Here is a 23,342-nt window from a genome sequence, read left to right on the forward strand (position 1 = left end):
CACACCCCGCCCCCACCGCCGACTCCGAGAGACCCAGCGTGCTCATACGACTTCTGCGGACCTATATCAGGCCCTACAGGAAACCCATCGCTCTCCTGGTGCTGCTGCAGTTCCTGCAGACCTGCGCCACCCTCTACCTGCCCACCCTGAACGCGGACATCATCGACAAGGGCGTCGTGAAGGGGGACACGGGTTACATCCTGTCCTTCGGCGCCCTCATGATCGGCATCTCGCTGGTGCAGGTGGTCTGCAACATCGGTGCCGTGTACTACGGCGCCCGTACCGCCTCGGCACTCGGCCGGGACGTGCGCGGCGCGGTCTTCGACCGGGTGCAGTCCTTCTCCGCCCGTGAGGTGGGTCACTTCGGGGCACCCTCGCTCATCACCCGTACGACGAACGACGTACAGCAGGTCCAGATGCTGGCCCTGATGACGTTCACGCTGATGGTGTCGGCGCCCATCATGTGTGTCGGCGGCATCGTCCTCGCCCTCGGGCTGGACGTGCCGCTGTCCGCGGTGCTCATCGCGGTGGTCCCGGTGCTCGGCATCTGCGTGACGCTGATCGTGCGCCGGCTGCGGCCGCTGTTCCGGACCATGCAGGTCCGGCTCGACACGGTGAACCGGGTGCTGCGCGAGCAGATCACCGGCAACCGGGTGATCCGCGCCTTCGTCCGCGACGAGTACGAGCAGGGCCGCTTCGGGCGGGCCAACGGCGAGCTGACCGACATGCAGCTGGCCACCGGCCGGATGCTCGCGCTGATGTTCCCCATGGTCATGACGGTGGTGAACGTCTCGTCGATCGCGGTGGTGTGGTTCGGCGCGCACCGCATCGACAGCGGGGAGATGGCGATCGGCGACCTCACGGCGTTCCTCGCCTATCTGATGCAGATCGTCATGTCCGTGATGATGGCCACCTTCATGTTCATGATGGTGCCGCGGGCCGAGGTGTGTGCCGAACGCATCCAGGAGGTCCTGACGACCGACTCCAGCGTGGTGCCGCCGGTGGCACCGGTCACCGAGCTGCGCCGGCACGGCCTGCTGGAGATCCGGGGCGCGGGCTTCCGCTATCCGGGTGCCGAGGAGCCGGTGCTGAAGGGCATCGACCTGACGGCCCGGCCGGGCGAGACGACGGCCGTGATCGGCTCCACCGGCAGCGGGAAGTCGACGCTGCTCGGGCTCGTCCCCCGGCTGTTCGACGCCACCGAGGGCGCGGTGCTGGTCGACGGCGTGGACGTGCAGGACGTCGAGCCGAAGCTGCTGGCCCGCACGGTCGGGCTCGTGCCGCAGAAGCCGTACCTGTTCGCGGGCACGGTCGCCACCAACCTGCGCTACGGAAATCCGGACGCCACCGACGAGGAGCTGTGGCACGCGCTGGAGGTGGCGCAGGCCAAGGACTTCGTGAGCCGGCTGGAGGGCGGCCTGGACGCGCTCGTCGCGCAGGGCGGCACCAACGTCTCGGGTGGTCAGCGCCAGCGCCTGGCGATCGCCCGCACGCTGGTGCAGCGCCCGGAGATCTACCTCTTCGACGACTCCTTCTCCGCGCTCGACTACGCCACGGACGCCGCGCTGCGCGGCGCGCTCACCGCGGAGACCGCCGAGGCGACCGTCGTCATCGTCGCCCAGCGGGTGGCGACCATCCGGGACGCCGACCGGATCATCGTGCTGGACGAGGGCCGGGTCGTCGGCTCCGGCCGGCACCACGAGCTGATGGCGTCCAACGAGACCTACCGGGAGATCGTGCTCTCCCAGCTGACGGAAGCGGAGGCCGCCTGATGGCCGGGCCCATGGGACGCATGATGGCCGGGGGCGGCCCCGACCAGCGCTCGATGGACTTCAAGGGGTCGGGCAGACGGCTCGTCGCCCAGTTCAGGCCCGAACGGGCCACCATCTACGGCCTGCTGCTGTGCACGGTCGTCAGCGTCGGCCTGAGCGTGGTCGGCCCGAAGATCCTGGGCAAGGCCACCGACCTGGTCTTCGCCGGCATCATCGGCCGGCAGATGCCGGCCGGGGCCAGCAAGGAGCAGGTGCTCCGGTCGATGCACGAGCGCGGCCAGGGCCAGGTCGCGGACATGCTCAAGGGCACCGACTTCACTCCCGGCCAGGGCATCGACTTCCACGCCGTGGGGAACGTCCTGCTGGTCGCGCTCGGTACGTTCCTGGCTGCCGGCCTGCTGATGGCCGTCGCGACCAGGCTGACCAACCGGGCCGTGAACCGGACGATGTACCGGCTGCGCGAGGACGTGCAGGGGAAGCTGTCGCGGCTGCCGCTGTCGTACTTCGACAAGCGGCAGCGTGGCGAGGTGCTCTCCCGCGCCACCAACGACATCGACAACATCGGGCAGACGCTCCAGCAGTCGATGGGCCAGCTGATCAACTCGATGCTGACCATCGTCGGCGTGCTCGCGATGATGTTCTGGGTCTCCTGGATCCTCGCGCTGGTCGCCCTCGCCACCGTGCCGCTGTCGTTCGTGGTGGCGACCCGGATCGGCAAGCGGTCGCAGCCGCACTTCGTGCAGCAGTGGCGCACCACGGGCAAGCTCAACGCCCATGTGGAGGAGATGTACACCGGGCACACCCTGGTGAAGGTGTTCGGGCGGCAGGACGAGTCGGCGAAGCAGTTCGCCGAGCAGAACGACGCGCTGTACGAGGCGGGGTTCAGGGCGCAGTTCAACAGCGGTGTGATGCAGCCGCTGATGATGTTCGTCTCGAACCTCAACTACGTGCTGGTGGCGGTCGTCGGTGGCCTGAGGGTCGCGTCCGGTGCCCTGTCCATCGGCGACGTCCAGGCGTTCATCCAGTACTCGCGGCAGTTCTCGATGCCACTGACGCAGGTCGCGTCGATGGCCAACCTGGTGCAGTCCGGTGTCGCCTCCGCCGAGCGGATCTTCGAGCTCCTGGACGCCGAGGAGCAGCAGGCGGACCCGGTACCGGGCGAGCGCCCGCAGGAGCTGACCGGGCGGGTGCGCCTGGAGCACGTGTCGTTCCGGTACGACCCGGACAAGCCGCTGATCGAGGACCTGTCGCTCACCGTGGAGCCGGGCCACACGGTCGCGATCGTCGGCCCGACCGGCGCGGGCAAGACCACGCTGGTCAACCTGCTGATGCGGTTCTACGACGTCTCCGGCGGGCGCATCACGCTGGACGGCGTGGACATCGGGAGGATGTCCCGGGACGAACTGCGGTCCGGCATCGGCATGGTGCTCCAGGACACCTGGCTGTTCGGCGGCACCATCGCGGAGAACATCGCGTACGGCGCCGCGCGGGAGGTCACCCGGGGAGAGATCGAGGATGCGGCGCGGGCCGCGCACGCCGACCGGTTCGTGCGCACCCTGCCCGACGGGTACGACACCGTCATCGACGACGAGGGCACGGGGGTCAGCGCCGGTGAGAAGCAGCTGATCACCATCGCGCGGGCGTTCCTGTCCGACCCGGTGATCCTGGTGCTGGACGAGGCGACGAGTTCGGTGGACACCCGCACCGAGGTGCTGATCCAGAAGGCGATGGCCAAGCTCGCCGCGGGGCGGACGTCGTTCGTGATCGCGCACCGGCTGTCGACGATCCGGGACGCGGACACGATCCTCGTGATGGAGAACGGGTCCATCGTCGAACAGGGCGCGCACGCGGAGCTGCTGGCCGCGGACGGCGCGTACGCCCGGCTGTACCAGGCGCAGTTCGCGCAGGCCGTGGCCGAGGTGGACTAGCCGGCGGGGGCCGCAGCTGCGGCCCCCGCTCAGTCCAGGTAACCCCGCAGCTGGTCGGCGAAGGCGTGGTCCCGGAGTTTGTTCAGGGTCTTGGACTCGATCTGCCGTATCCGTTCGCGGGTCACACCGAACAGGCGGCCTATCTCCTCCAGGGTGCGGGGGCGGCCGTCGATGAGGCCGTAGCGGAGCTGGACGACCTTGCGCTCACGCTCGCCCAGCGTGCTCAGGACCGCCTCCAGGTGCTGCCTGAGCAGCAGGAACGCGGCGGACTCCATGGGGCTCGCCGCGTCGCCGTCCTCGATGAGGTCACCGAGGGCCACGTCGTCCTCCTCGCCGACCGGGGCGTGCAGCGACACCGGCTCCTGCGCGAGGCGCAGCACCTCGCCGACCCGCTCCGGCGGCAGGTCCAGGTGCGCGGCCACCTCTTCGGAGGTCGGCTCGCAGCCCCGCTCCTGGAGCATGCGGCGCTGGACGCGGACGACCCGGTTGATCAGCTCCACGACGTGGACCGGGACGCGGATGGTGCGGGCCTGGTCGGCCAGGGCCCGGGACATGGCCTGGCGGATCCACCAGGTGGCGTAGGTGGAGAACTTGTAGCCGCGCGCGTAGTCGAACTTCTCCACCGCGCGGATCAGCCCGAGGTTGCCCTCCTGAACCAGGTCGAGCATGGTCAGGCCGCGGCCGACGTACCGCTTGGCGACGGAGACCACGAGCCGCAGGTTGGCCTCGATCAGCCGGCGCTTGGCCATCCGGCCAAGGACCACGAGCCGGTCCAGGTCCTCCGCCAGCCGGCTGTCCAGGTCCGGGGTGGTGCTCAGCTTCTCCTCGGCGAACAGGCCGGCCTCGACCCGGCGGGCGAGGTCGACCTCCTCGGCCGCGGTGAGCAACGGGATGCGGCCGATCTCGCGCAGGTACTGGCGGAACAGGTCGGCGGAGGGCCCGCCGGTCTCGGCCCGGGCGGCGGACGGTGCGGCGACGGGCTCTGCGGGCTCCAGCGGCTCGTCGGCTTCCGGGGGCTCCTCGACGAGTGCCTCGGCCGGGGGTTCCGCCTGCTCGGCGGGCCCCGCCTCCGGGTGCAGAGCGCCGCGGCTCTGCGGGGGCACGGCCACGAGGACGTCCGGCTCCGCGTCCGGCTCGTCCGCGGTGGTACCGGTGGCGCTGTCGGTCTGGGTGCGGGTCTGGGTCTGCACGGGGGCGACCTCCAGGATGATCGCTGCTGAGGGTGTGCGGCAGCGGCACTGAGGGAGTGGAGAGTCGACGGCCTGCGCTCCGAGGACTCGGGCACCGCCCCCAGTGTGGAGTACGACGCATCCCCGCCACGAGGGGCGTGCGGTGACTTTTTGCGTCCGGACCGTGACCGGCTGCTCACCGGAGCCGGAAAACCGGGCGCCCCGTACGGCCCTGATCTGGGCCGATCTCCGGGTCCCCGGACTTGTGTACGAAACCCATGTGACCGTCGGTTGCGCCGGCTCCCACGAGGCGGAGCGGCTGCGCGGCCGGGCGGACCCGGCCGGGCCGGAGCCGACGCACATCGTGCCGGCCCGCGGCCGGATGCGACGGCGGCCGATGCCCACCCTCGCCGGCTCGGCGTCCTGCACCGAGGAGTCGGCGCGGGCGCCCCGGGCCGTGGCGGCGAGGTCCGCTTCTCGGCGCGGGACGGGGTTCGGCGCACGGCACCACTCGTCGTCGAGTACCCGCGGTTCGCGTACCCGCGGTTCGCGATCCCGCGGTTCGCGATCCCGCAGTTCGCGTTCCCGCAGTTCGCGGAGCGTGAGCGGGAGTTCGCCGGGCGGCTGGTGCGGGCGGTGACGCCGGCGTCCGAGGGGGCGTCAGAGGGCGGCGGCGCCGCGCGTCTTCAGCGCCTGGTCGTACTGCTGCAGGACCCACAGTTCGTTCCCCGCCGCGGCCAGCTGGGCCGGGTCGCCGCCCGCCTCCAGGCGCCGGACGGTGATCTGGATCTCGCGGACGCGACGCTCCACGGCACGGCGGCGGACGGTCACCAGCTGCTCGCCCGCGTAGTTCTCGTCGACCGTCCTGCGCATGATCGCCTCCACGGCCAGCTCCGTGACCATGGCGCGGACGGCGTCGTCGGGGGCCGCCTCGCGGACGCGGACCAGGTACTCCTGGGCGTCCTGGACGCCGCGCTCGGCGCCGCCCGCGTCCAGGATGGCCTGGCGCACGGCCGCGTAGGGGGCGGCGGTGAACTCGTCGACGCCGTACGCGTCGAAGGCCGGGGAGACCAGTTCGGGGCGCTGCAGGGCGAGCTTGAGGAGTTCCCGCTCGGTGGCGTACACGGGATTGCGGAGCTGGAGCGCGGGGCCGCCGGTGGCGGGCCGGGCGGCTGACTCGTACCGCTGGGCGCCCGTGGGGGCCGGTCCCTTGCCGCCGCGCTCGCGCGCCCAGCGGGCCAGCTGGGCCACGCGCCGGACCACGAACTGGGTGTCGAGGATGCCGAGCATGCCCGCGAGTTCCACGGCGACCTCGTGCTGGGCGCCGCTGTTCTTGATACGGGCGACGATCGGGGCGGCCTCGTCCAGGGCGGCGGCACGGCCGGCCGGGGTGTCGAGGTCGTAGCGCAGCACGATCTGGCGGAGCGCGAACTCGAAGAGCGGGGTGCGCGGTTCCGCCAGGTCGGCGACGGCCTCGTCGCCCTTGGCCAGCCGCAGCTCGCAGGGGTCCATGCCGTCGGGCGCGATCGCGATGTACGTCTCGGCGGCGAACTTCTGGTCGTCCTCGAAGGCACGCAGGGCGGCCTTCTGCCCGGCCGCGTCGCCGTCGAAAGTGAAGATCACCCGGGCCGAGCCGTTGTCCATGAGCAGCCGGCGCAGGATCTTGATGTGCTCGCCGCCGAAGGCCGTGCCACAGGTCGCGATGGCCGTCGTCACGCCGGCCAGATGGCAGGCCATGACGTCGGTGTAGCCCTCGACGACGACGGCCCGGCTGGACTTGGCGATCTCCTTCTTCGCCAGGTCGATGCCGTACAGCACCTGGCTCTTGCGGTAGATCGCCGTGTCGGGGGTGTTGAGGTACTTCGGGCCGTTGTCCGCCTCGTACAGCTTGCGGGCGCCGAAGCCGACGACCTCGCCGCCGATGTCCCGGATGGGCCACATCAGCCGGCCCCGGAACCGGTCGATGGGGCCGCGGCGGCCGTCCTGGGAGAGCCCGGAGAGGATCAGCTCCTTGTCGGTGAAGCCCTTGCCGCGCAGATAGCGGGTGAGGTGATCCCAGCCCTGGGGGCTGTAGCCGACGCCGAAGTGGACCGCGGCGGCCTGGTCGAAGCCGCGCTCGGCGAGGAAGATCCGGCCGGTCTCGGCCTCGGGGGCGGTGGCGAGCTGTTCGGCGTACCACTGGGCGGCGATCTTGTGCGCCTCGACCAGTCGGATGCGCTCGCCGCGCTGGTGGGCCGGGTTGTACCCGCCCTCCTCGTAGCGCAGGGTGATGCCGGCCTGGGCGGCGAGGCGCTCGACCGCCTCCGAGAAGGAGAGGTGGTCCACCTTCATCACGAAGGTGATGGTGTCCCCGCCCTCCTGGCAGCCGAAGCAGTGGAAGAGTCCCTTGCTCGGGCTGACCTGGAAGGACGGCGATTTCTCGTCGTGGAACGGGCACAGGCCCTTGAGGTTTCCGCCGCCCGCGTTGCGCAGCTGGAGGTACTCGGAGACCACGGCGTCGATCGGGACCGCGTCCCGTACCGCCTTCACGTCCTCGTCGTTGATCCGTCCTGCCACGGCGTGAATTCTACGGGGGCGGACCGACACACCTGGGACGCGTGCGGCGCCCCGGAAGGGGCGCCGGGGACCGCGCGGGCGACCGCGGGTCCCGGCCGCCGGACGGCGGCCGGGGGCGGCAGGGGCCTAGGCGAGCGACTCCAGCGGCAGGTGCGGATCGGCCAGCGCCTCCAGGTCCACCGGCGCCGCGGCCCGGATCAGCCGCTGGATGTGCTCTGTGACATCCCACACGTTCACGTTCATCCCGGCCAGTACGCGCCCTTCCTTCACCCAGAAGGCGATGAACTCGCGCTTGCCCGCGTCGCCCCGGATCACCACCTCGTCGTAGGAGCCCGGCGGCGCCCAGCCGCTGTACTCCATGCCCAGGTCGTACTGGTCGGTGAAGAAGTACGGCACGCGGTCGTAGGTGACGTCCTTGCCCAGCATCGCGCGGGCGGCGGCCGGGCCGCCGTTCAGCGCGTTCGCCCAGTGCTCGACCCGCAGCCGGGTGCCGAACCGGGCGAGCGGGAAGGAGGCCACGTCGCCGGCGGCGTGGACGTCGGGGTCGGAGGTGCGCAGCCGCTCGTCGACGACGATGCCGCCGCCGTGCGCCCGGTCGGCGATCTCCAGGCCGGCCGCCTCGGCGAGGCCGGTCCGGGGGGCCGCGCCGATCGCGGCGAGGACGTCGTGCGCCGGGTGCTCCTCCCCGTCGTCGGTGCGGGCCGCGAGGACCATGCCGTCCTGGCCGATGATCTCGGTGAGCTGCACGCCGAAGTGGAAGCGCACGCCGCGCTCGCGGTGCAGCTCGGCGAAGACGTTGCCCAGTTCGGGGCCGAGGGCGCCGTGCAGCGGGGTCGGGGCCGGTTCGATCACCGTGACCTCGGCCCCGTACTCGCGGGCCGCCGCCGCGACCTCCAGGCCGATCCAGCCGGCGCCCGCGATCACGAGGTGCCCGTTGTCCCGGCCCAGGGAGGCAAGGACTCCCTTGAGGCGCTCCGCGTGCGCGAGGCGGCGCAGATGGTGGACGCCCGCGAGGCCGGTGCCGGGGATGTCGAGCCGGCGGGGCTCGGCGCCGGTGACGAGGAGGAGCTTGTCGTAGCGGACGAGGGTGCCGTCGTCGCCGTAGCGGACGGTCTTCGCCGCGCGGTCGATGCGGTCCACGGTCTGGCCGAGGTGCAGCTCGATGTCGTTCTGCGCGTACCAGGCGGGTTCGTGCACGAAGACGCTGTCGCGCTCCTCCTTGCCGAGCAGGTAGCCCTTGGACAGCGGAGGGCGCTCGTAGGGGTGGTCGCGCTCGTCGCAGATCAGTATCACCCGGCCGGTGAAGCCCTCCGCACGGAGCGTCTCGGCCGCCTTGGCGCCGGCGAGTCCGCCTCCGACGATGACGAATGTCTGATCCGCGTCGACCACTTGATGCCTCCTCGTAAGGGTGCCGCCATGTGCGAGCGTCCCGCACGCGGCGTGTTGCGGGAAGAGGGGGTGACCCGATCAGGCCACCCCGCGTCACGTTCCTCCTACATATGCCCGGTCAGTCTCGCGTGCAGCGAACGCGCGGAGGCGTCGGTGAGCGACGCGATCTGGTCGACGATCACCCGCTTGCGTGCGTGGTCGTCGGGCGCCCGGTCGAACAGCGCCCGGAACTGGGGGTCCAGGCCCTCGGGCGCGCGGACGGTGAGTGCCTCGGCCAGTTCCGCGACGATCACCCGCTGGTCGGCGCGCAGCCGCTCCTGCTCGGCCCGCTGCATCACGTACCGGTCGGCCACCGCCTTGAGCACCGCGCACTCCATGCGGGCCTCGTGGGGTACGACGAGTTCGGCGCCGTAGCGGGTGAGCCGGCCGGTGCCGTAGGCGGCGCGCGTGGCGCCCTCGGCGGCCAGGCAGAACCGGCCGATGAGCTGGCTGGTGGCGTCCTTCAGCCGGGCCTGGGCGACCGCCGTGCCGTCGTAGCCGTGCGGCCACCACTCCTGGTCCTGCAGGCGGTCGAGCGCGGCGGCGAGTTCGTCGGGATCGGTGTCCGCGGGGACGTACCGGCCGACGGCGACCTCGAAGACGGCCTGCCGTTCCGGTTCGGCGTGCAGGCAGTTGGGGTCGATGTGGCCGGCGTGCAGGCCGTCCTCCACGTCGTGGACGGAGTAGGCCACGTCGTCCGACCAGTCCATGACCTGGGCCTCGAAGCAGGTGCGGGTGCCGGGGGCGGTCTCGCGGACCCAGTCGAAGACCGGGCGGTCGTCCTCGTACACCCCGAACTTCGGCGACGCCGGGTCGGACGGGTGGCCGCCGCGCCGCCAGGGGTACTTGGTGGCGGCGTCGAGGGTGGCGCGGGTGAGGTTGAGGCCGACGGAGCCCTCCGGGGTGAAGCGCTTGGGCTCGATCCGGGTGAGGAGCCTGAGGGACTGGGCGTTCCCCTCGAAACCGCCGCAGTCGTCGGCGAAGCGGTTCAGCGCCTGTTCTCCGTTGTGGCCGAAGGGCGGGTGGCCGAGGTCGTGGGCGAGGCAGGCCGCCTCGACGAGGTCGGGGTCACAGCCGAGGGCCGCGCCCAGCTCCCGCCCGACCTGGGCGCATTCCAGGGAGTGGGTGAGCCTGGTGCGCGGGCTGGCGTCCCAGGCCTGGCTGCGGGTGCCCGGGGTGACCACCTGGGTCTTGCCCGCGAGACGGCGCAGCGCCGAGCTGTGCAGGATGCGGGCGCGGTCGCGCTGGAAGGCGGTGCGGCCCGGCCGTTTGTCGGGCTCGGGAGCCCAGCGGTCGGCTGACGCCGGGTCATAGGCCGAAGAGGGTGCGGTGCCTTCCATGATTCGACAGTAAGCGCAGGCAGTGACAATCGGGGCACCGGGGGCCTGGTCACCCACGGAATTCTGTCGGTTGGCCGGGGGGTGGGTGGCCTGGCCGGCCGCGTCCGTGGGCGTCGGGTCGGGCGGCCGGGTCCCTGGGCGGTGCATCGGGCGGCCGGGGCCGGGCGGATCGCGTCGGGCGGCCGGGTCCCTGGGCGGTGCATCGGGCGGCCGGGTCCGGGCGGATCGCGTCGGGCGGCCGGGTCCCTGGGCGGTGCATCGGGCGGCCGGGTCCGGGCGGATCGCTTCGGGCGTCGGTTCAGGCCGGGGTGAGTTCCGCCCTCTCCCTCGCCCTCGCCCGGTCGTAGCGACGGAGCACCAGGCGGGCCATCGCCTCGTGGGCTCCCAGCGGGGCCGACGCGATCCCCGGGGCCGCCTCAGCGCACTGGGTCGCGAAACGGCCGGGAGCCGTGAAGTACGAGGCCACCGCCACCCGGTCCCTGCCCCGGGCCGCCATCGCACGCACCGCGGCCGGGATCGTGGGGGCCGCCGCCGAGGCGTACGCGGCGACCACCGGGACGCCCAGGCGGTCCGCCAGGAGGCGGGCCGTGCGGCGGGTGCCGGCCGCCGCGTCGGGGACGCGGGAGCCGGCCGCGGCCAGGACGACCGCGCTCGTCCGGCGGGTGGCCTCGTCCGGGCCTGGCTGCCAGCCGGCCTCGGCCAGGCGGTCGTGCAGGACCTCCACGAGGAGCGGGTGCGGGCCGAGCGGCGCGGCCACCCGGGTGCGCGCCGGTGCGGCGGCCGCCATCGCGGGAATGTCCTGATCGACGTGGTGGCCGCGGTTGAGGAGGAACGGGACGAGGATGCCGGGGGTGTCGCCGAGGGCGGCGAGCGTGTGCGGGAGCAGCGGCTCGTTCAGCTCGACGTGGCCCAGGTGGACGGCGAGGGCGGGGCGCAGTTCGCGTACCCGGGCCAGCAGGGCTCGTACGGTGGCGAGCGCGCGCGGGTCGCGGCTGCCGTGGGCGACCAGGACGAGGGCGGGCGCGGCCGGATGGTGACCGGGCGGCGGGACGAGCCGGAGCCGGCCGGCCGGTTCCCCGCGGATGCCCTCCACGAGGTGCGCCGTGCTGCGCGGGCGGAGGCGGGACCCGGAGCGGGGAGGATGAGACGCCGTCATGGAAGGAGCCTGACGGGCCGAGGTTGCGCCGCCGTTGCGGCACCGTCACGGAGGTTTGCCGCGGCCTCACTCCGGGCCGGGTCGGCGCGTGAGGGGAAACCGGATCGGTGTCACCGGCGTCCTCCCTGGTCGGAACCGATCGTTTCCCCGGGGGGACCGTATGAAGATCCGTCGACCGCGGCTGCCGCGCACCCGTGCCGGGCAACGACGGCTGCTGCAGGCCGTGATGGCCGGGTGCGTGCTGGCGCTGCTGCCGTCGACCTGGCTGTACGTGTCCACGGCCGACCGGCTGCGGACGACTGCGGACGTGCCCCCGGCGCCGGTCGCCGTGGTGTTCGGCGCCGGGCTGTGGCACGGGGGGAAGCCGTCGCCGTACCTCGCGCGCCGGCTGGACGCGGCGGCCACGCTGTACCGGCAGGGGCGGATCGAGGTCGTCCTCGTCACGGGGGACAACAGCCGCGAGGACTACGACGAGCCCGACGCGATGCGCGGCTACCTCACCGCGCACGGGGTGCCGGACGGGCGGATCGTGGGCGACTACGCGGGCTTCGACACCTGGGATTCGTGCGTGCGGGCCAAGAAGATCTTCGGAGTCGACCGGGCGGTGCTGATCAGCCAGGGGTTCCACATCAGGCGGGCGGTGGCGCTGTGCGAGGCGGCCGGGGTCGACTCGTACGGGGTCGGTGTCGACGACGAGCACGACGCGACCTGGTACTACGGCGGCTCCCGCGAGGTGTTCGCGGCGGGCAAGGCGGCGCTGGACGCGGTGTTCCGCCCGGACCCGCGTTTCCTCGGACCGCAGGAGCCCGGGGTGGCGCACGCGCTGGCCTCGGCCCGGTGACGACCGAGCGGACCGGGCCGGGGCCGGGGCCGGGCGGACCGGGGAGCGGCCGAGCGGACCGGGGAGCGGCCGAGCGGACCGGGGGCAGGGGGGCCGAGCGGACCGGGGGCAGGGGGGGCCGAGCGAGCGGGCCTGCCCGAGGAGCGGCCGGGGAGAGGCGCGCGCACCCCGCGGCCGGGAAGAACGCCGGCACTCGGCGGCCGGGAAGAGGCGTGAGCCCGCGGCGGCCGGGAAGAGGCGTCAGCCCGCGGTGGCCGGGGCTCGCGTAGATTCGGTGTATGTCCGTCTTCGAGAGGTCCGACCTCGACGCCTATCTGAGCCGCATCGGGTGGGAGGGCGACCGAAGGCCGGGCCTGGCGACGCTGCGGGGGGTGCATCTGGCGCACGCCCTCGCTCTGCCCTTCGAGAACCTGGACCCCCTGTCCGGCAGGGCCCCGTCCCTCGACCCGGCCGACCTGATCGCCAAGATGATCCACGGCCGGCGCGGCGGCTACTGCTACGAGCACAACATCCTGCTGTGGCGGGCGCTGGAAGCGCTCGGTTTCCGGGTGGGCGCACTGGCGGCGCGGGTGGTGCTGGGGGCCCGGACGCCGGAGAGCCGGCCGCGTACGCACGCGATGCTGCGGGTCGAGGTGCCGGACGCCGGCCGGCCGTATCTGGCGGACGTCGGTTTCGGGGCGGTCGGATCGCTGCTGGAGCCGGTGCCGCTGGCCCTCGGCGTGGAGTCCGCGGGCGGCGGGCGCCGGCACCGGTTCACGGTCCTGGAGCACGACGGGCCGCTGGAGCTGTGGGCGCTGCAGGCGTACGATCCGGCGGCGCGGGAGTGGGTGAGCCAGTACGCGTTCACGCTGGAGCCGTTCGCCGCCGCGGACTTCGAGGTGTTCAACTGGCACGTCGGCACGAATCCCCGTTCGCCGTTCACCCGTCGCGCCTATCTGCAGCGGACCACCGCCGAGCGTCATCTCTCCCTGGACGCAAGCTTGTTGACCGAGGTCCGGGCCGACGGCACGGTCACCTCCCGTGAGCTGACGGACGAGGCGGAGGCGCGTCGCGTGGTGCGCGAGGAGTTCGGGATCGAGACGCCGGACGGGCTGAAGCTGCTGGGCTGAGTCGACGGCGCAGAGCCGGTCGCCGAAGCCGCCGGGCCCCGGCCGGCGTCAGCGGCGGGTGGGCCGGTCGCCGAAGCCGCCGGGCCCCGGTCAGCGGCGGGTGAGCCAGTCGCCGCCCTCGATGCGGGTGCCGGCCGAGCGCAGCCGGGCGGCGACGCGCGGGGCGGCCAGATAGACCCAGGCCGCGACGGCGGTGCCGTCGGCGCGTACGACGTCCCGGGCGACGCGCACATACAGGTTGCGGGGGTCGCCCGGCGCGTACTCCTCCAGCCGGTCCAGGTCCGCGAGCAGATTTTCGTACGCCTCCGGCCGGGCGGTCACCAGCTCCCCCCGTACCTCTCCCCCGGGCCCTTCGACGACGTAGGGATAGCCGGGGCCGTCGTACAGCACGGCGTCCTCGAGGCGGCCCGGTTCCTCCGCGGCGGTCCGGCCGCGCAGGAACAGATCGTGGTTGCCCTCACCGGGTCGGAGGGTGCCGTAGACGAAGAAGGGCAGCGGCCGGGAGTCCTCAGCGATCACGGAAACGATTCTGTACCCCCGCAGGCCCGCCACACATCTCCATGGAGGCGCTATGGACATGACTTGTCATGCCCTCTTAAATCACTGTCGTCATCAGCGCCACCCCCACGCCTAGTTCGGCGCCTCCCCGAGGAGACAGATGAGCCGGATACGCCAGCACACCCGAGGAACCCGTCGTCTCGCCGCCGCCGGTGTCGCGGTCACCACCGCGACCCTGCTCGCCGCCACCCTCTCCCCCGCCGCCCACGCCGACGGCAGACCGACCCGGGCCACCGCGATCGAGAACGCGGCGTCGGCGCTGCTCGCCCACGCCGCCGGCCTGGGCCTCACGTCCGCCGAGGACACCGGTGTCCGGGACGTGATCGTGGACAAGGACGGCACCCAGCACGTCCGTTACGACCGCACATATCGCGGACTCCCCGTCCTCGGCGGCGACTTCGTCGTCCACCTGGCGTCCGACGGCGGCTACCGCGGTGCCGACCGCGCCACCCGGACCCGGATAGCCCTGTCGTCCCTCACCCCGCGGGTGTCCGGCCCGAAGGCCGCCGCCCTCGCCGTGGACGCGCTGCGGGCCGCCGGCTCCGGCGGGCGGCTGAAGCAGGTGAAGGCCAGGCCGGAGCTGGTCGTCGACGCCCTGCACGGCGCGCCGCGGCTGGCCTGGCGGACCACCGCCGCCGGTCTGGACTCGCTCGGCAACCCGGTCGCCCGGACCGTGCTGACCGACGCCCGCACCGGTGCCCGGATCGACTCCTGGGACAGCATCGAGACGGCCACCGGAGACGGCAAGTCGCTCTACAGCTCGACGGTGCCGCTGGAGACCACCCAGTCCGGGTCGTCGTACCAGCTCAAGGACCCGACGCGGGGCAACACCTACACCGGTGACGCCGCGGGCAAGACCGACCTGTGCATCTTCGGCATCTGCATCAGCCGGGCCCCCGCGACCCTGTTCACGGACGCCGACAACCACTGGGGCACGGGTACCACCGCGGACCGCGCCTCGGCCGCCGTCGACGCCCAGTACGGCACCGACGAGACCTGGGACTACTACAAGAACGTCCACGGCCGCAGCGGCATCGCCGGTGACGGCAAGGGCTCGTACAACCGCGTCCACTACGGCAACAAGTACAACAACGCCTTCTGGGACGACAGCTGCTTCTGCATGACGTACGGCGACGGTGACGGGACCACCTTCGGCCCGCTGGTCGCCCTCGACGTCGCCGGGCACGAGATGTCGCACGGCGTCACCTCCAAGACGGCCGCGCTGACCTACTCCGGCGAGTCCGGCGGGCTGAACGAGGCCACCTCCGACATCCTCGGCACGATGGTGGAGTGGTACGCGAACAACTCCTCCGACACCGGTGACTACCTCATCGGCGAGCAGATCGTGAAGCCCGGCTTCGGCAAGGCGGCCCTGCGCTTCATGGACAAGCCGTCCAGGGACGGCAGTTCCGCGGACTACTGGAGCAGCTCGGTCGGGAACCTGGACGTCCACTACTCCTCGGGCGTCGCCAACCACTTCGCGTACCTCCTGGCGGAGGGCAGCGGCGCGAAGACCATCAACGGGGTCGCCTACGACTCGCCGACGTACAACGGCTCCACGGTCACCGGCATCGGCCGGGACAAGGTCGGCAAGATCTGGTACCGGGCGCTGACGGTCTACATGACGTCCTCGACGAACTACAAGGCGGCGCGGACGGCGACCCTCGACGCCGCGAAGGACCTCTACGGCGCGGGAGGCACGGAGTACAACGCGGTGGCCGCCGCCTGGAGCGCGGTGAACGTGAACTGACCGGGCGGTGACGACACCGGAGGCCGGTGCCCGGCGCGGGCACCGGCCTCCGGCGTGCACGGGGGCGCGCGCGGACTCCGGCCTCTGGCGGGTACGGGGCGCGGACTCCGGCCTCTGGCGGGTACTTGGCGCGGACTCCGGCCTCTCGCGGGTACGGGGCGCGGGCTCCGCGGCCTCTGGCGGGTACATGCGGCGCGTACGCCGGGGGCGCCCGACCGGTCACCTGATCGGCCACCCGGGCCCGCCGGACGGGCGACCGAGGACACCGAGGCACGACCGAGGACACCTGGGCACGCCCGAGGACACCGGATGGACGCCCGAGGAGCCGGGCCGACGGCCGAGGGGACCGGGTGGGTGCCACGGACGCCCCCCGGTGCCACCGCCGGGGCCGCGGGCGGCGGCGGCGCTGACGGCTCGTCACCCGTTCACCGGTGCCCGCCGCTCCATTCGTGTGCTTTTCATACCGCAACCTCCCACTTACCCCGCATCCGTCCATGACCTGCCGGAACCCCGCGCGCACTAGCCCGTGCGGGGGGCGCGGCCGCCACCCGTTCACCGCATTTCTGACGGCCACTCAGGAAGCGCCCGGGCCCGGAAGCCACTTATCTCGGTAGGGCACGAGTCGGACAAGCTCTGGGGAGCACCATGCGAGGCATCGCCCGTCTGCTGACCGGTACCGCGCTCGCCGTGGCCGTCGGGGGACCCGCCCACGCCGGGGACGCCGTCCACACGGCGGCCCACCTCCGCAGCGCGCGGGCCGAGGCCGGCTCCCCCGCCGGCAGCCTGGCGGTGTACCCCTCCACCGTGTCGCCTGGGGACCAGGTCTCGGTGAACACCGCCGCGTGCGGGGACAAGGGCTCCGCGACCGGGGACGCGAGCGCGGTCGGCGCCGGCACGTTCACGCTGGCGCCCAGCGCGCACGAGGGGGAGGCCGTCGGCCGGTTCCGGGTACCGCCGAGCGCGCAGCCGGGGACGTACGAGATCGTCGCCACCTGCGCCGAGGGCGGCCGGCAGGTGACGGGCGACCTGCTGGTGGCGCTGACCACGACGCTCGGGCAGCAGCTGCAACCACGGGGAAGTGTGAAGACGGGGGTCGGCGGCGCACTCGGTCCCGACCCCGTGCAGACCGCGGCGGGTGTGGCGGCTCTGGCCGTCGCCGCCGCGGGCGGTACCTGGCTCCTGCATCGCCGGGCGAGAGGCGACGGGATCTGACGGACACCCTCCGCTGTCCGTCCGCCGGTACCGCACGTCCCACCCCCTCCGGGTCCGATGCCCCTCGCGGCCCGGAGGGGGCGGGGGCCTTCGCAGTCCGCCTCCGGGAGAGGGGTTCAGATGCGCAGGAGTGCCAGGCTCAAGGACGCCGCCATAGCCGCGGTCACCGTCGCGGCGCTCGGTACGGGGGTGTGGCTGCTCGGCGGCAGCGCCGGGACGCCACCGCAGCCGTCGGCCGTCGAGGGCCGCCCCGATCCGGGAGGCGAGCGGCTCGGCGCCCCCGCGCTCGCGCCGTCGCCGCCCACCCGGATCCGCATCCCCGCGATCCGGGTGAACGCCCCGCTGATGGGTCTGGCCCTCACCGGTTCGGGCAGTCTGGACGTGCCGCCCCCCAAGGAGAAGAACCTCGCCGGCTGGTACGAGGCCGGCACCATCCCCGGCGAGACGGGCACCGCCGTCGTCGCCGGGCACGTCGACAACGCCGACGGTCCCGCCGTCTTCTACGACCTCGGCGCGCTCAAGCGGGGCGCCCGCATCGAGGTGGACCGCCGGGACGGGTCGGTGGCCGTGTTCACCGTGGACGCGGTGGAGGTGTACGCGGCGCGCGACTTCCCCGACGAGAAGGTGTACGGCGCGGCCTCCCGGCCCGAGCTGCGCGTGATCACCTGCGGGGGCGGCTACTCCAGGTCGACCGGCTACCAGGGCAACGTGGTGGTGTTCGCGTACCTGACGGGCAGCCGCTAGCGCGGATCCCCGCTCAGGGGCCGCCGGTCCCCCGGGCGGAACCCGTCGTGCTCCGCGGAGAACCCGCCGGCGCCCTCCGTGAGGCCGTAGGCGGCGAGGGCCCGGACTTCCGCGAAGAGGCCGCCGTGTCCCGGGATGCGACCCCCGTACCCCGCGCAGAACCCGCCGTACGGCGGAAGGCCGCCGCTCTCAGGCCAGCCACTGCTGGTACGCCAGGTTCGCCACCAGCGCGAGGACGACCGTCAGCAGGACGATCCGGACGAAGCCGCTGCCCTGCTTGAGCGCGGTGCGCGCGCCGAGGGTGCCGCCCGCGAGGTTGAAGAGGGCGAGCAGCGCGGCGAACCGCCACAGCACCGTGCCCTGCCAGGCGAACATGGCGAGGGCGCCCGCGTTGGTGCAGCAGTTGACGATCTTCGCGGTGGCGGACGCGGTGACCAGGTCCAGCCGGAGGACGGCGGTCAGCGCGAGGACCAGGAAGGTGCCGGTGCCGGGTCCGACCAGGCCGTCGTAGAAGCCGATGCCCAGACCGGCCAGGCCGATCGCGGCGAGCTTCCGGCGGCGGGTGGCGGGACCGATGGCGGGAGCCGTGCCGAACGCGGGGCGCAGGATCACGAACGCGGCGACCGCGAGCAGCACCACCATGATCACCGGCTTGAGGACGTCCGTGCTCATCCCGGCCGCGAAGAAGGCACCCGCCGAGGACCCGGCGAGGGCGGCGAGACCGATGCGTACGGCCGTGCCCACCTCCACCGGCGCCTTGCGGGCGTACGTCACCGCGGCGCCGCCGGTGCCGCAGATCGCGATCGCCTTGTTGGTGCCCAGCGCGTACGCGGCCGGAGTGGACGCGGGGAGCCCGAGCAGCAGGGCCGGCAGCAGCAGCAGTCCGCCCCCGCCGACCACCGCGTCGATCCAGCCGGCCGCGAGGGCGGCCAGACAGAGCAGGGCTACGACGGTCAGGGAGATGTCGGGCATGATCACGACCCTAGGGAGCGGACGGTTGTGCCGTCCACGCATCTGAGCGGCTTCTGAGGCTTCCGGCCTGGTCCGCGCCTCCTCACAGCCCTCCCGGACGCCGGCACGGGACCCTCACACCGTCCGCGCGGCCCCGCTGAGCGCAGCGTTCCGCGCGGGAAACAGCAGGGATGCCACCGGGAAACGTCGGGATCCCACGCTCGGGGACATGACCCCGGCGACGGCCCTCCGCCCCGCCTTCTCCACCTGCCCCGCCTTCTCCACCCGCTCCACCCGCTCCACCCACGTCCCCTGTTCCGCCCGCTCCACCTGTTCACCGACGATGGAGGCTCCTGATGTCCACGACGGCCCTTCGTGACCGGCCACGCCCCACGATCGTGCTCGTCGGCCACGGCATGGTCGGCCAGCGCTTCCTCGAGGCGCTCGCCGAGCACGGCACGACCGCGACGCACCGGGTGGTCGTGCTGTGCGAGGAGCCGCGTCCGGCGTATGACCGGGTGCAGCTGACCTCGTACTTCGCGGGCCGCACCCCCGACGAACTGTCCTTGTCGGACCCGGAGTTCATCGCCGCGAACGGCATCGAGCTGCACCTGGGCGACCCGGCCGAGCGCATCGACCGCGCCGCGCGCACCGTGACGGCCCGCAGCGGGCTCACGGTGGGCTACGACGTCCTCGTCCTCGCCACCGGCTCCTATCCGTTCGTCCCGCCGGTGCCCGGCAGGGACGCCGAGGGCTGCTTCGTCTACCGCACGATCGACGACCTGTTCGCGATCGAGGCGTACGCCCGGTCGAGGGCGGCGACCGGGGCCGTGGTCGGTGGCGGCCTGCTGGGCCTGGAGGCGGCGGGCGCCCTGGACGGGCTCGGACTGGCCACGCACATCGTGGAGTTCGCGCCGCGCCTGATGCCGGTGCAGGTCGACGCGGGCGGCGGTGCCGCGCTGCTGCGCACCGTCGAGGACATGGGCCTGACCGTGCACACCGGCACGGGCACCCAGGAGGTCGTCACCGGCCCGGACGGCGCGGTCACCGGCATGAAGCTCTCCGACGGCTCCGAACTCGCCGTCGACATGGTGGTGTTCAGCGCCGGTGTACGGCCGCGCGACCAGCTGGCCCGGGACTGCGGCCTGACGGTCGGCGAGCGCGGCGGCATCGCCGTGGACGAACGGTGCCGCACGGTCACCGACCCGCGGGTGTTCGCGATCGGCGAGTGCGCGCAGGCCGCGGACGGCCGGGTCTACGGCCTGGTGGCGCCGGGCTACGAGCAGGCGACGGCGGCCGCGGCCGCCATCGCCTCCGCCGAGCGGGCGTCCTTCACCGGCGCGGACCTGTCCACCAAGCTCAAGCTGCTCGGTGTGGACGTGGCATCCTTCGGCGACGCGCACGGCACCACCGAGGACTGCCTGGACGTCGTCTACTCCGACTCCCGCGCGGGGCTGTACAAGAAGCTGGTCGTCGCCCGTGACGGCACGCTGCTCGGCGGCATCCTGGTCGGCGACGCGGAGGCGTACGGCACGCTGCGCGCGCTGACCGGTTCGGTGCCGCCGGTCTCCCCCGAGTCCCTCGTCCTGCCCGCCGGAGCGGACGCGGGGGCCCGGCTCGGCCCGTCCGCCCTGCCGGACGAGGCGATCATCTGCTCGTGCCACAACGTGGACAAGGGCACGATCCGGGCCGCGGTGACCGAGCACGGCTGCCCCGGCGTGCCCGAGGTGTCGAAGTGCACCAGGGCCGGTACCGGCTGCGGCAGTTGCACGAAGGTGCTCGGCCAACTGGTCACCGCCGAGCTGGAGGCGTCCGGGGTCGAGGTCGACAAGGGCCTGTGCGGCTGCTTCGCGCAGACCCGCGAGGAGCTGTACGAGATCGTCCTCGCCCTGCGCGTCACCTCCTACCGGGACCTGCTCGACCGCTACGGCCGGGAGGGCACCCGGGGCGGCGACGGCTGCGACGTCTGCAAGCCGGCCGTCGGCTCGATCATCGCCTCCCTCGCCCCGGCGATCGGGGCGAGCGGCTACGTCCTGGACGGCGAGCAGGCCGCGCTGCAGGACACCAACGACCACTTCCTGGCCAATCTGCAGAAGAACGGCTCGTACTCGGTGGTGCCGCGCATCCCGGGCGGCGAGATCGCACCCGAGAAGCTGATCGTGATCGGCGAGATCGCCCGCGACTTCGGGCTCTATACGAAGATCACCGGCGGTCAGCGGATCGACATGTTCGGCGCCCGGGTGGAGCAGCTGCCGTTGATCTGGGCCCGCCTGGTGGACGCCGGTTTCGAGTCCGGGCACGCCTACGGCAAGTCGCTGCGCACGGTGAAGTCCTGTGTGGGCCAGACCTGGTGCCGCTACGGCGTGCAGGACTCCGTCCGGATGGCGATCGACCTGGAGCTGCGATACCGGGGCCTGCGGTCGCCGCACAAGCTCAAGTCGGCGGTCTCCGGGTGCGCGCGCGAGTGCGCCGAGGCCCGCTCCAAGGACTTCGGGGTCATCGCCACCGCGGGCGGCTGGAACCTGTACGTCGGCGGCAACGGCGGCGCCACCCCCCGGCACGCGGACCTCCTCGCCCAGGACCTGTCCGACGCCGAACTCGTCCGGCTGATCGACCGGTTCCTGATGTTCTACATCCGCACCGCCGACCGCCTGGAGCGCACCTCGGCCTGGCTGGAGCGGATCCCGGGCGGCCTGGACCACGTGCGGGACGTGGTGGTGCGCGACTCGCTCGGCATCTGCGCGGAACTGGAGACGCTGATGGCGGCGCACGTCGGCGCCTACCGGGACGAGTGGGCGCAGACCGTCGGCGATCCCGAGAAGCTGGCCCGGTTCGTGTCCTTCGTCAACGCACCGGGCACCCCGGACCCGGTCGTCGCCTTCGTCCCCGAGCGCGACCAGATCAAGCCCGACCTGCCGCTGCTGGCCATCGGCACGCGGCCCGCCGACGTCCTGGAAGGAACCGCCCAGCGATGACCACGACCCTGGAGCGCACCGGCCTGAAGGTGCAACTGATGCTGGCCGAAGGCTGGTTCACGGTCTGCGGCCTGAGCGCGCTGACGCCCGGCCGCGGAGTGGCCGCCCTGTTGCCGGGCGGCCGCCAGGCCGCCGTCTTCCGTGACCGCGCCGACCGTCTGTACGCCATCGACAACGTCGACCCGTTCACCGGCGCGGCAGTCCTCTCCCGAGGCCTGACCGGCAGCCGCGAGGGCCGCCCGTTCGTGGCGTCGCCCCTGCTGAAGCAGCGGTTCGACCTGGCCGGCGGGCAGTGCCTGGACGACGAGTCGGTGCGGGTGACCGCATACCGGGTGCGGACGGCCTGACCCCTCCACCGCCCCTGCCAACTGGACCGCTCGTTCCAGAAAGACTACGCTGCGGCCCGTGGCCAGAACCAAGGAATTCGACCCCGACGCCGTGCTGCAGGCAGCCGTGGAGCTGTTCTGGCGGCGCGGCTACGAGGCGACCACGATGGCCGACCTGGTCGAGCACCTGGGCATCGGCCGGGCCAGCCTGTACGCCACCTTCGGCAGCAAGCACGAGCTGTACCTGAAGGCGCTGGACCGCTACGAGCGGACGGGTTCGACCGCGATCGTGCGCGAGCTGTCCCGGCCGGGCCCCGCCCTGCCGGCCGTGCGGGCGGTCGTACGGCGCTATGCGGCGGAGGCCACGCACGATCGGCTCCGCCTGAACGGCTGCATGGTCACCAACACCGCGGCCGAGCTGGCACCGCACGACCCGGCCGCCGCCCGCCGCGTCGAGCGGAACTGGGACCACCTGGAGAGCGCGCTGCACTCGGCCCTGGCCCGTGCCCAGGCCCAGGCCGAGCTGCCCGCGGACCGCGATCCGCTCGGGCTCGCCCGCACCCTGCTGGTACTGCTGCAGGGTCTGCGGGTGGTCGGCAAGGCGTCGGCGGACCCCGCCCGGATCCGGGACGCCGCCGAGCTGGCGCTGACCCTGCTGGACTGAGCCACCCGCGGCACGCCCTCCGCCGGAGGGCGTTTTCGCCGCCCTCATAATGGACCGATCGGTCAAGAAAAAGGGGAGATCATGACCATCGCACGTCACCGCTTCACCGGCCGCACCGCCCTCGTCACAGGCGCCGGATCCGGCATCGGCCGGGCCGTCGCCGTCGCGCTGGCCGCCGAGGGCGCCCAGGTCGTCGTCGCCGGGCGCCGGCCCGGCCCCCTCGCCGAGACCGTCGGCCTGATCGAGGACCTGGGCGGCAAGGCCCTCGCGGTGACCGCCGACGTCTCCCGCGCCGCCGACGCGGAGGCGCTGGTGCGCGCCGCCGTCGAGCACTTCGGCTCGCTCGACGTCGCGGTCAACAACGCGGGCGTCTTCCGGGGCGGGCAACCGCTGGCCGACCTGCCGGAGGACGACTGGCACACCCAGCTCGCCGTCAACGTGACCGGTGTCCACCTGGCCCTGCAGGCCCAGATCCGCCGGATGCGCACCCAGCCGGCGGGCGGCGCGATCGTGAACGTGTCCTCCACCTTCGGCCGGCACGCCACCTCGGCGGGGGCGGCCGCGTACTCCGCGACCAAGGCGGCCGTCACCGCCCTGAGCCGGGGTGCCGCGCTGGACCACGTACGCGACGGGGTCCGCGTCAACGTGGTCAGCCCGGGCGCCACCGCCACCTCCATGTCCCTGCGCGCCGGCGAGACGGAGGCGGACCGGGCCGAGCGCGCCCGGGCCACCCTGCCGCTCGGCCGGATCTCCGCCACCGAGGAGGTCGCCGCCGCCGTCCTCTACCTGGCCTCGGACGACGCGGCCTCGCTCGTCGGCACCGACCTGGTGGTGGACGGCGGCGGCTCCCTGTGAACCGGCTC

General features: G+C 73.1%; 17 protein-coding genes and 1 pseudogene. 11 read left to right on the top strand and 7 right to left on the bottom strand.

Annotated elements, in window-relative coordinates; genetic code table 11:
* Nucleotides 1–38: 38 nt before the first annotated feature.
* Both ACGFT2_RS19005 and ACGFT2_RS19010 read left to right on the top strand, forming a co-directional pair.
* The gene (locus tag ACGFT2_RS19005) at nt 39–1,772 is read left to right on the top strand and encodes an ABC transporter ATP-binding protein (protein ID WP_393279354.1); all 1,734 of its coding nucleotides are present in this window, start codon (nt 39–41) and stop codon (nt 1,770–1,772) included.
* Nucleotides 1,772–3,700, top strand: coding sequence for an ABC transporter ATP-binding protein (locus tag ACGFT2_RS19010; RefSeq protein WP_393279356.1), 1,929 nt, complete (start codon nt 1,772–1,774; stop codon nt 3,698–3,700). The genes ACGFT2_RS19005 and ACGFT2_RS19010 overlap by 1 nt, the downstream gene beginning before the upstream one ends.
* 29 nt (nt 3,701–3,729) lie before the next feature.
* On the opposite strand, the pseudogene ACGFT2_RS19015 reads toward ACGFT2_RS19010, so the two are convergent.
* From ACGFT2_RS19015 to ACGFT2_RS19035, 5 genes and pseudogenes are all read right to left on the bottom strand, one after another.
* Nucleotides 3,730–5,011: pseudogene (locus tag ACGFT2_RS19015) on the bottom strand (sigma-70 family RNA polymerase sigma factor).
* 518 nt (nt 5,012–5,529) lie between these two features.
* Nucleotides 5,530–7,425: a DNA primase gene (gene dnaG, locus ACGFT2_RS19020; protein WP_393279358.1), complete on the bottom strand. Its 1,896-nt coding sequence runs from the start codon at nt 7,423–7,425 to the stop codon at nt 5,530–5,532.
* 126 nt (nt 7,426–7,551) lie between these two features.
* A complete protein-coding gene (locus ACGFT2_RS19025; RefSeq protein ID WP_393279360.1) occupies nt 7,552–8,814 on the bottom strand; it encodes an NAD(P)/FAD-dependent oxidoreductase in 1,263 nt (420 codons plus the stop codon).
* A 104-nt stretch (nt 8,815–8,918) separates the two neighbouring features.
* Entirely contained in the window at nt 8,919–10,193 is a 1,275-nt protein-coding gene (locus tag ACGFT2_RS19030; RefSeq protein WP_393279362.1) for a deoxyguanosinetriphosphate triphosphohydrolase, read from the bottom strand.
* 298 nt (nt 10,194–10,491) lie between these two features.
* On the bottom strand, nt 10,492–11,349 hold the full coding sequence (locus tag ACGFT2_RS19035) for a sirohydrochlorin chelatase (protein WP_393279365.1): 858 nt from the start codon (nt 11,347–11,349) through the stop codon (nt 10,492–10,494).
* 160 nt (nt 11,350–11,509) lie between these two features.
* Between ACGFT2_RS19035 and ACGFT2_RS19040 the strand changes: the two genes are divergently transcribed.
* Nucleotides 11,510–12,190, top strand: coding sequence for a vancomycin high temperature exclusion protein (locus ACGFT2_RS19040; RefSeq protein WP_393279367.1), 681 nt, complete (start codon nt 11,510–11,512; stop codon nt 12,188–12,190).
* A 278-nt stretch (nt 12,191–12,468) separates the two neighbouring features.
* A complete protein-coding gene (locus ACGFT2_RS19045) occupies nt 12,469–13,299 on the top strand; it encodes an arylamine N-acetyltransferase (RefSeq protein WP_393279369.1) in 831 nt (276 codons plus the stop codon).
* 90 nt (nt 13,300–13,389) lie between these two features.
* Here ACGFT2_RS19045 and ACGFT2_RS19050 read toward each other — a convergent pair whose 3' ends face one another.
* Nucleotides 13,390–13,818, bottom strand: a complete 429-nt coding sequence (locus ACGFT2_RS19050; RefSeq protein WP_393279371.1) for a gamma-glutamylcyclotransferase family protein — start codon at nt 13,816–13,818, stop codon at nt 13,390–13,392.
* A 139-nt stretch (nt 13,819–13,957) separates the two neighbouring features.
* Between ACGFT2_RS19050 and ACGFT2_RS19055 the strand changes: the two genes are divergently transcribed.
* The 3 genes from ACGFT2_RS19055 to ACGFT2_RS19065 all read left to right on the top strand — a co-directional run bounded on the left by ACGFT2_RS19055 (nt 13,958) and on the right by ACGFT2_RS19065 (nt 17,563).
* Nucleotides 13,958–15,607, top strand: a complete 1,650-nt coding sequence (locus tag ACGFT2_RS19055; RefSeq protein ID WP_393279373.1) for a M4 family metallopeptidase — start codon at nt 13,958–13,960, stop codon at nt 15,605–15,607.
* Nucleotides 15,608–16,252: 645 nt separating this feature from the next.
* Complete coding sequence (locus ACGFT2_RS19060) at nt 16,253–16,819, top strand: hypothetical protein (protein WP_393279375.1); 567 nt, start codon at nt 16,253–16,255, stop codon at nt 16,817–16,819.
* 120 nt (nt 16,820–16,939) lie between these two features.
* Nucleotides 16,940–17,563 carry a class F sortase gene (locus ACGFT2_RS19065; RefSeq protein WP_393279377.1) on the top strand — a complete coding sequence of 208 codons (624 nt, stop codon included), beginning with the start codon at nt 16,940–16,942 and terminating at the stop codon, nt 17,561–17,563.
* A gap of 189 nt (nt 17,564–17,752) precedes the next feature.
* Here the strand turns inward: ACGFT2_RS19065 and ACGFT2_RS19070 are convergent, their stop codons facing one another.
* Nucleotides 17,753–18,535, bottom strand: a complete 783-nt coding sequence (locus ACGFT2_RS19070) for a sulfite exporter TauE/SafE family protein (RefSeq protein WP_393279379.1) — start codon at nt 18,533–18,535, stop codon at nt 17,753–17,755.
* Nucleotides 18,536–18,870: 335 nt separating this feature from the next.
* Here ACGFT2_RS19070 and nirB point away from each other — a divergent pair, with 335 nt between their 5' ends.
* The 4 genes from nirB (at nt 18,871) to ACGFT2_RS19090 (ending at nt 23,334) form a co-directional block, all read left to right on the top strand.
* A complete protein-coding gene (gene nirB, locus ACGFT2_RS19075) occupies nt 18,871–21,489 on the top strand; it encodes a nitrite reductase large subunit NirB (protein ID WP_393279381.1) in 2,619 nt (872 codons plus the stop codon).
* Nucleotides 21,486–21,836, top strand: coding sequence for a nitrite reductase small subunit NirD (gene nirD, locus ACGFT2_RS19080; RefSeq protein ID WP_393279383.1), 351 nt, complete (start codon nt 21,486–21,488; stop codon nt 21,834–21,836). Before nirB ends, nirD begins: the two co-directional genes overlap by 4 nt.
* Nucleotides 21,837–21,894: 58 nt before the next feature.
* On the top strand, nt 21,895–22,479 hold the full coding sequence (locus ACGFT2_RS19085) for a TetR/AcrR family transcriptional regulator (protein ID WP_393279385.1): 585 nt from the start codon (nt 21,895–21,897) through the stop codon (nt 22,477–22,479).
* A gap of 81 nt (nt 22,480–22,560) precedes the next feature.
* A complete protein-coding gene (locus ACGFT2_RS19090; protein ID WP_393279387.1) occupies nt 22,561–23,334 on the top strand; it encodes an SDR family NAD(P)-dependent oxidoreductase in 774 nt (257 codons plus the stop codon).
* Nucleotides 23,335–23,342: the final 8 nt, after the last annotated feature.

The sequence above is a fragment of the Streptomyces sp. NPDC048514 genome (assembly GCF_043199955.1).
Lineage (GTDB): Bacteria > Actinomycetota > Actinomycetes > Streptomycetales > Streptomycetaceae > Streptomyces.

Excerpts from the sequence above, each read along its gene's own strand:
- ACGFT2_RS19010 (WP_393279356.1), top strand. The coding sequence starts at position 1,772 with ATGGCCGGGCCCATGGGACGCATGATGGCCGGGGGCGGCCCCGACCAG.
- ACGFT2_RS19030 (WP_393279362.1), bottom strand. The coding sequence starts at position 10,193 with ATGGAAGGCACCGCACCCTCTTCGGCCTATGACCCGGCGTCAGCCGAC.
- ACGFT2_RS19035 (WP_393279365.1), bottom strand. The coding sequence starts at position 11,349 with ATGACGGCGTCTCATCCTCCCCGCTCCGGGTCCCGCCTCCGCCCGCGC.
- ACGFT2_RS19040 (WP_393279367.1), top strand. The coding sequence starts at position 11,510 with ATGAAGATCCGTCGACCGCGGCTGCCGCGCACCCGTGCCGGGCAACGA.
- ACGFT2_RS19045 (WP_393279369.1), top strand. The coding sequence starts at position 12,469 with ATGTCCGTCTTCGAGAGGTCCGACCTCGACGCCTATCTGAGCCGCATC.
- ACGFT2_RS19055 (WP_393279373.1), top strand. The coding sequence starts at position 13,958 with ATGAGCCGGATACGCCAGCACACCCGAGGAACCCGTCGTCTCGCCGCC.
- ACGFT2_RS19060 (WP_393279375.1), top strand. The coding sequence starts at position 16,253 with ATGCGAGGCATCGCCCGTCTGCTGACCGGTACCGCGCTCGCCGTGGCC.
- ACGFT2_RS19065 (WP_393279377.1), top strand. The coding sequence starts at position 16,940 with ATGCGCAGGAGTGCCAGGCTCAAGGACGCCGCCATAGCCGCGGTCACC.
- ACGFT2_RS19070 (WP_393279379.1), bottom strand. The coding sequence starts at position 18,535 with ATGCCCGACATCTCCCTGACCGTCGTAGCCCTGCTCTGTCTGGCCGCC.
- nirB (WP_393279381.1), top strand. The coding sequence starts at position 18,871 with ATGTCCACGACGGCCCTTCGTGACCGGCCACGCCCCACGATCGTGCTC.
- nirD (WP_393279383.1), top strand. The coding sequence starts at position 21,486 with ATGACCACGACCCTGGAGCGCACCGGCCTGAAGGTGCAACTGATGCTG.
- ACGFT2_RS19090 (WP_393279387.1), top strand. The coding sequence starts at position 22,561 with ATGACCATCGCACGTCACCGCTTCACCGGCCGCACCGCCCTCGTCACA.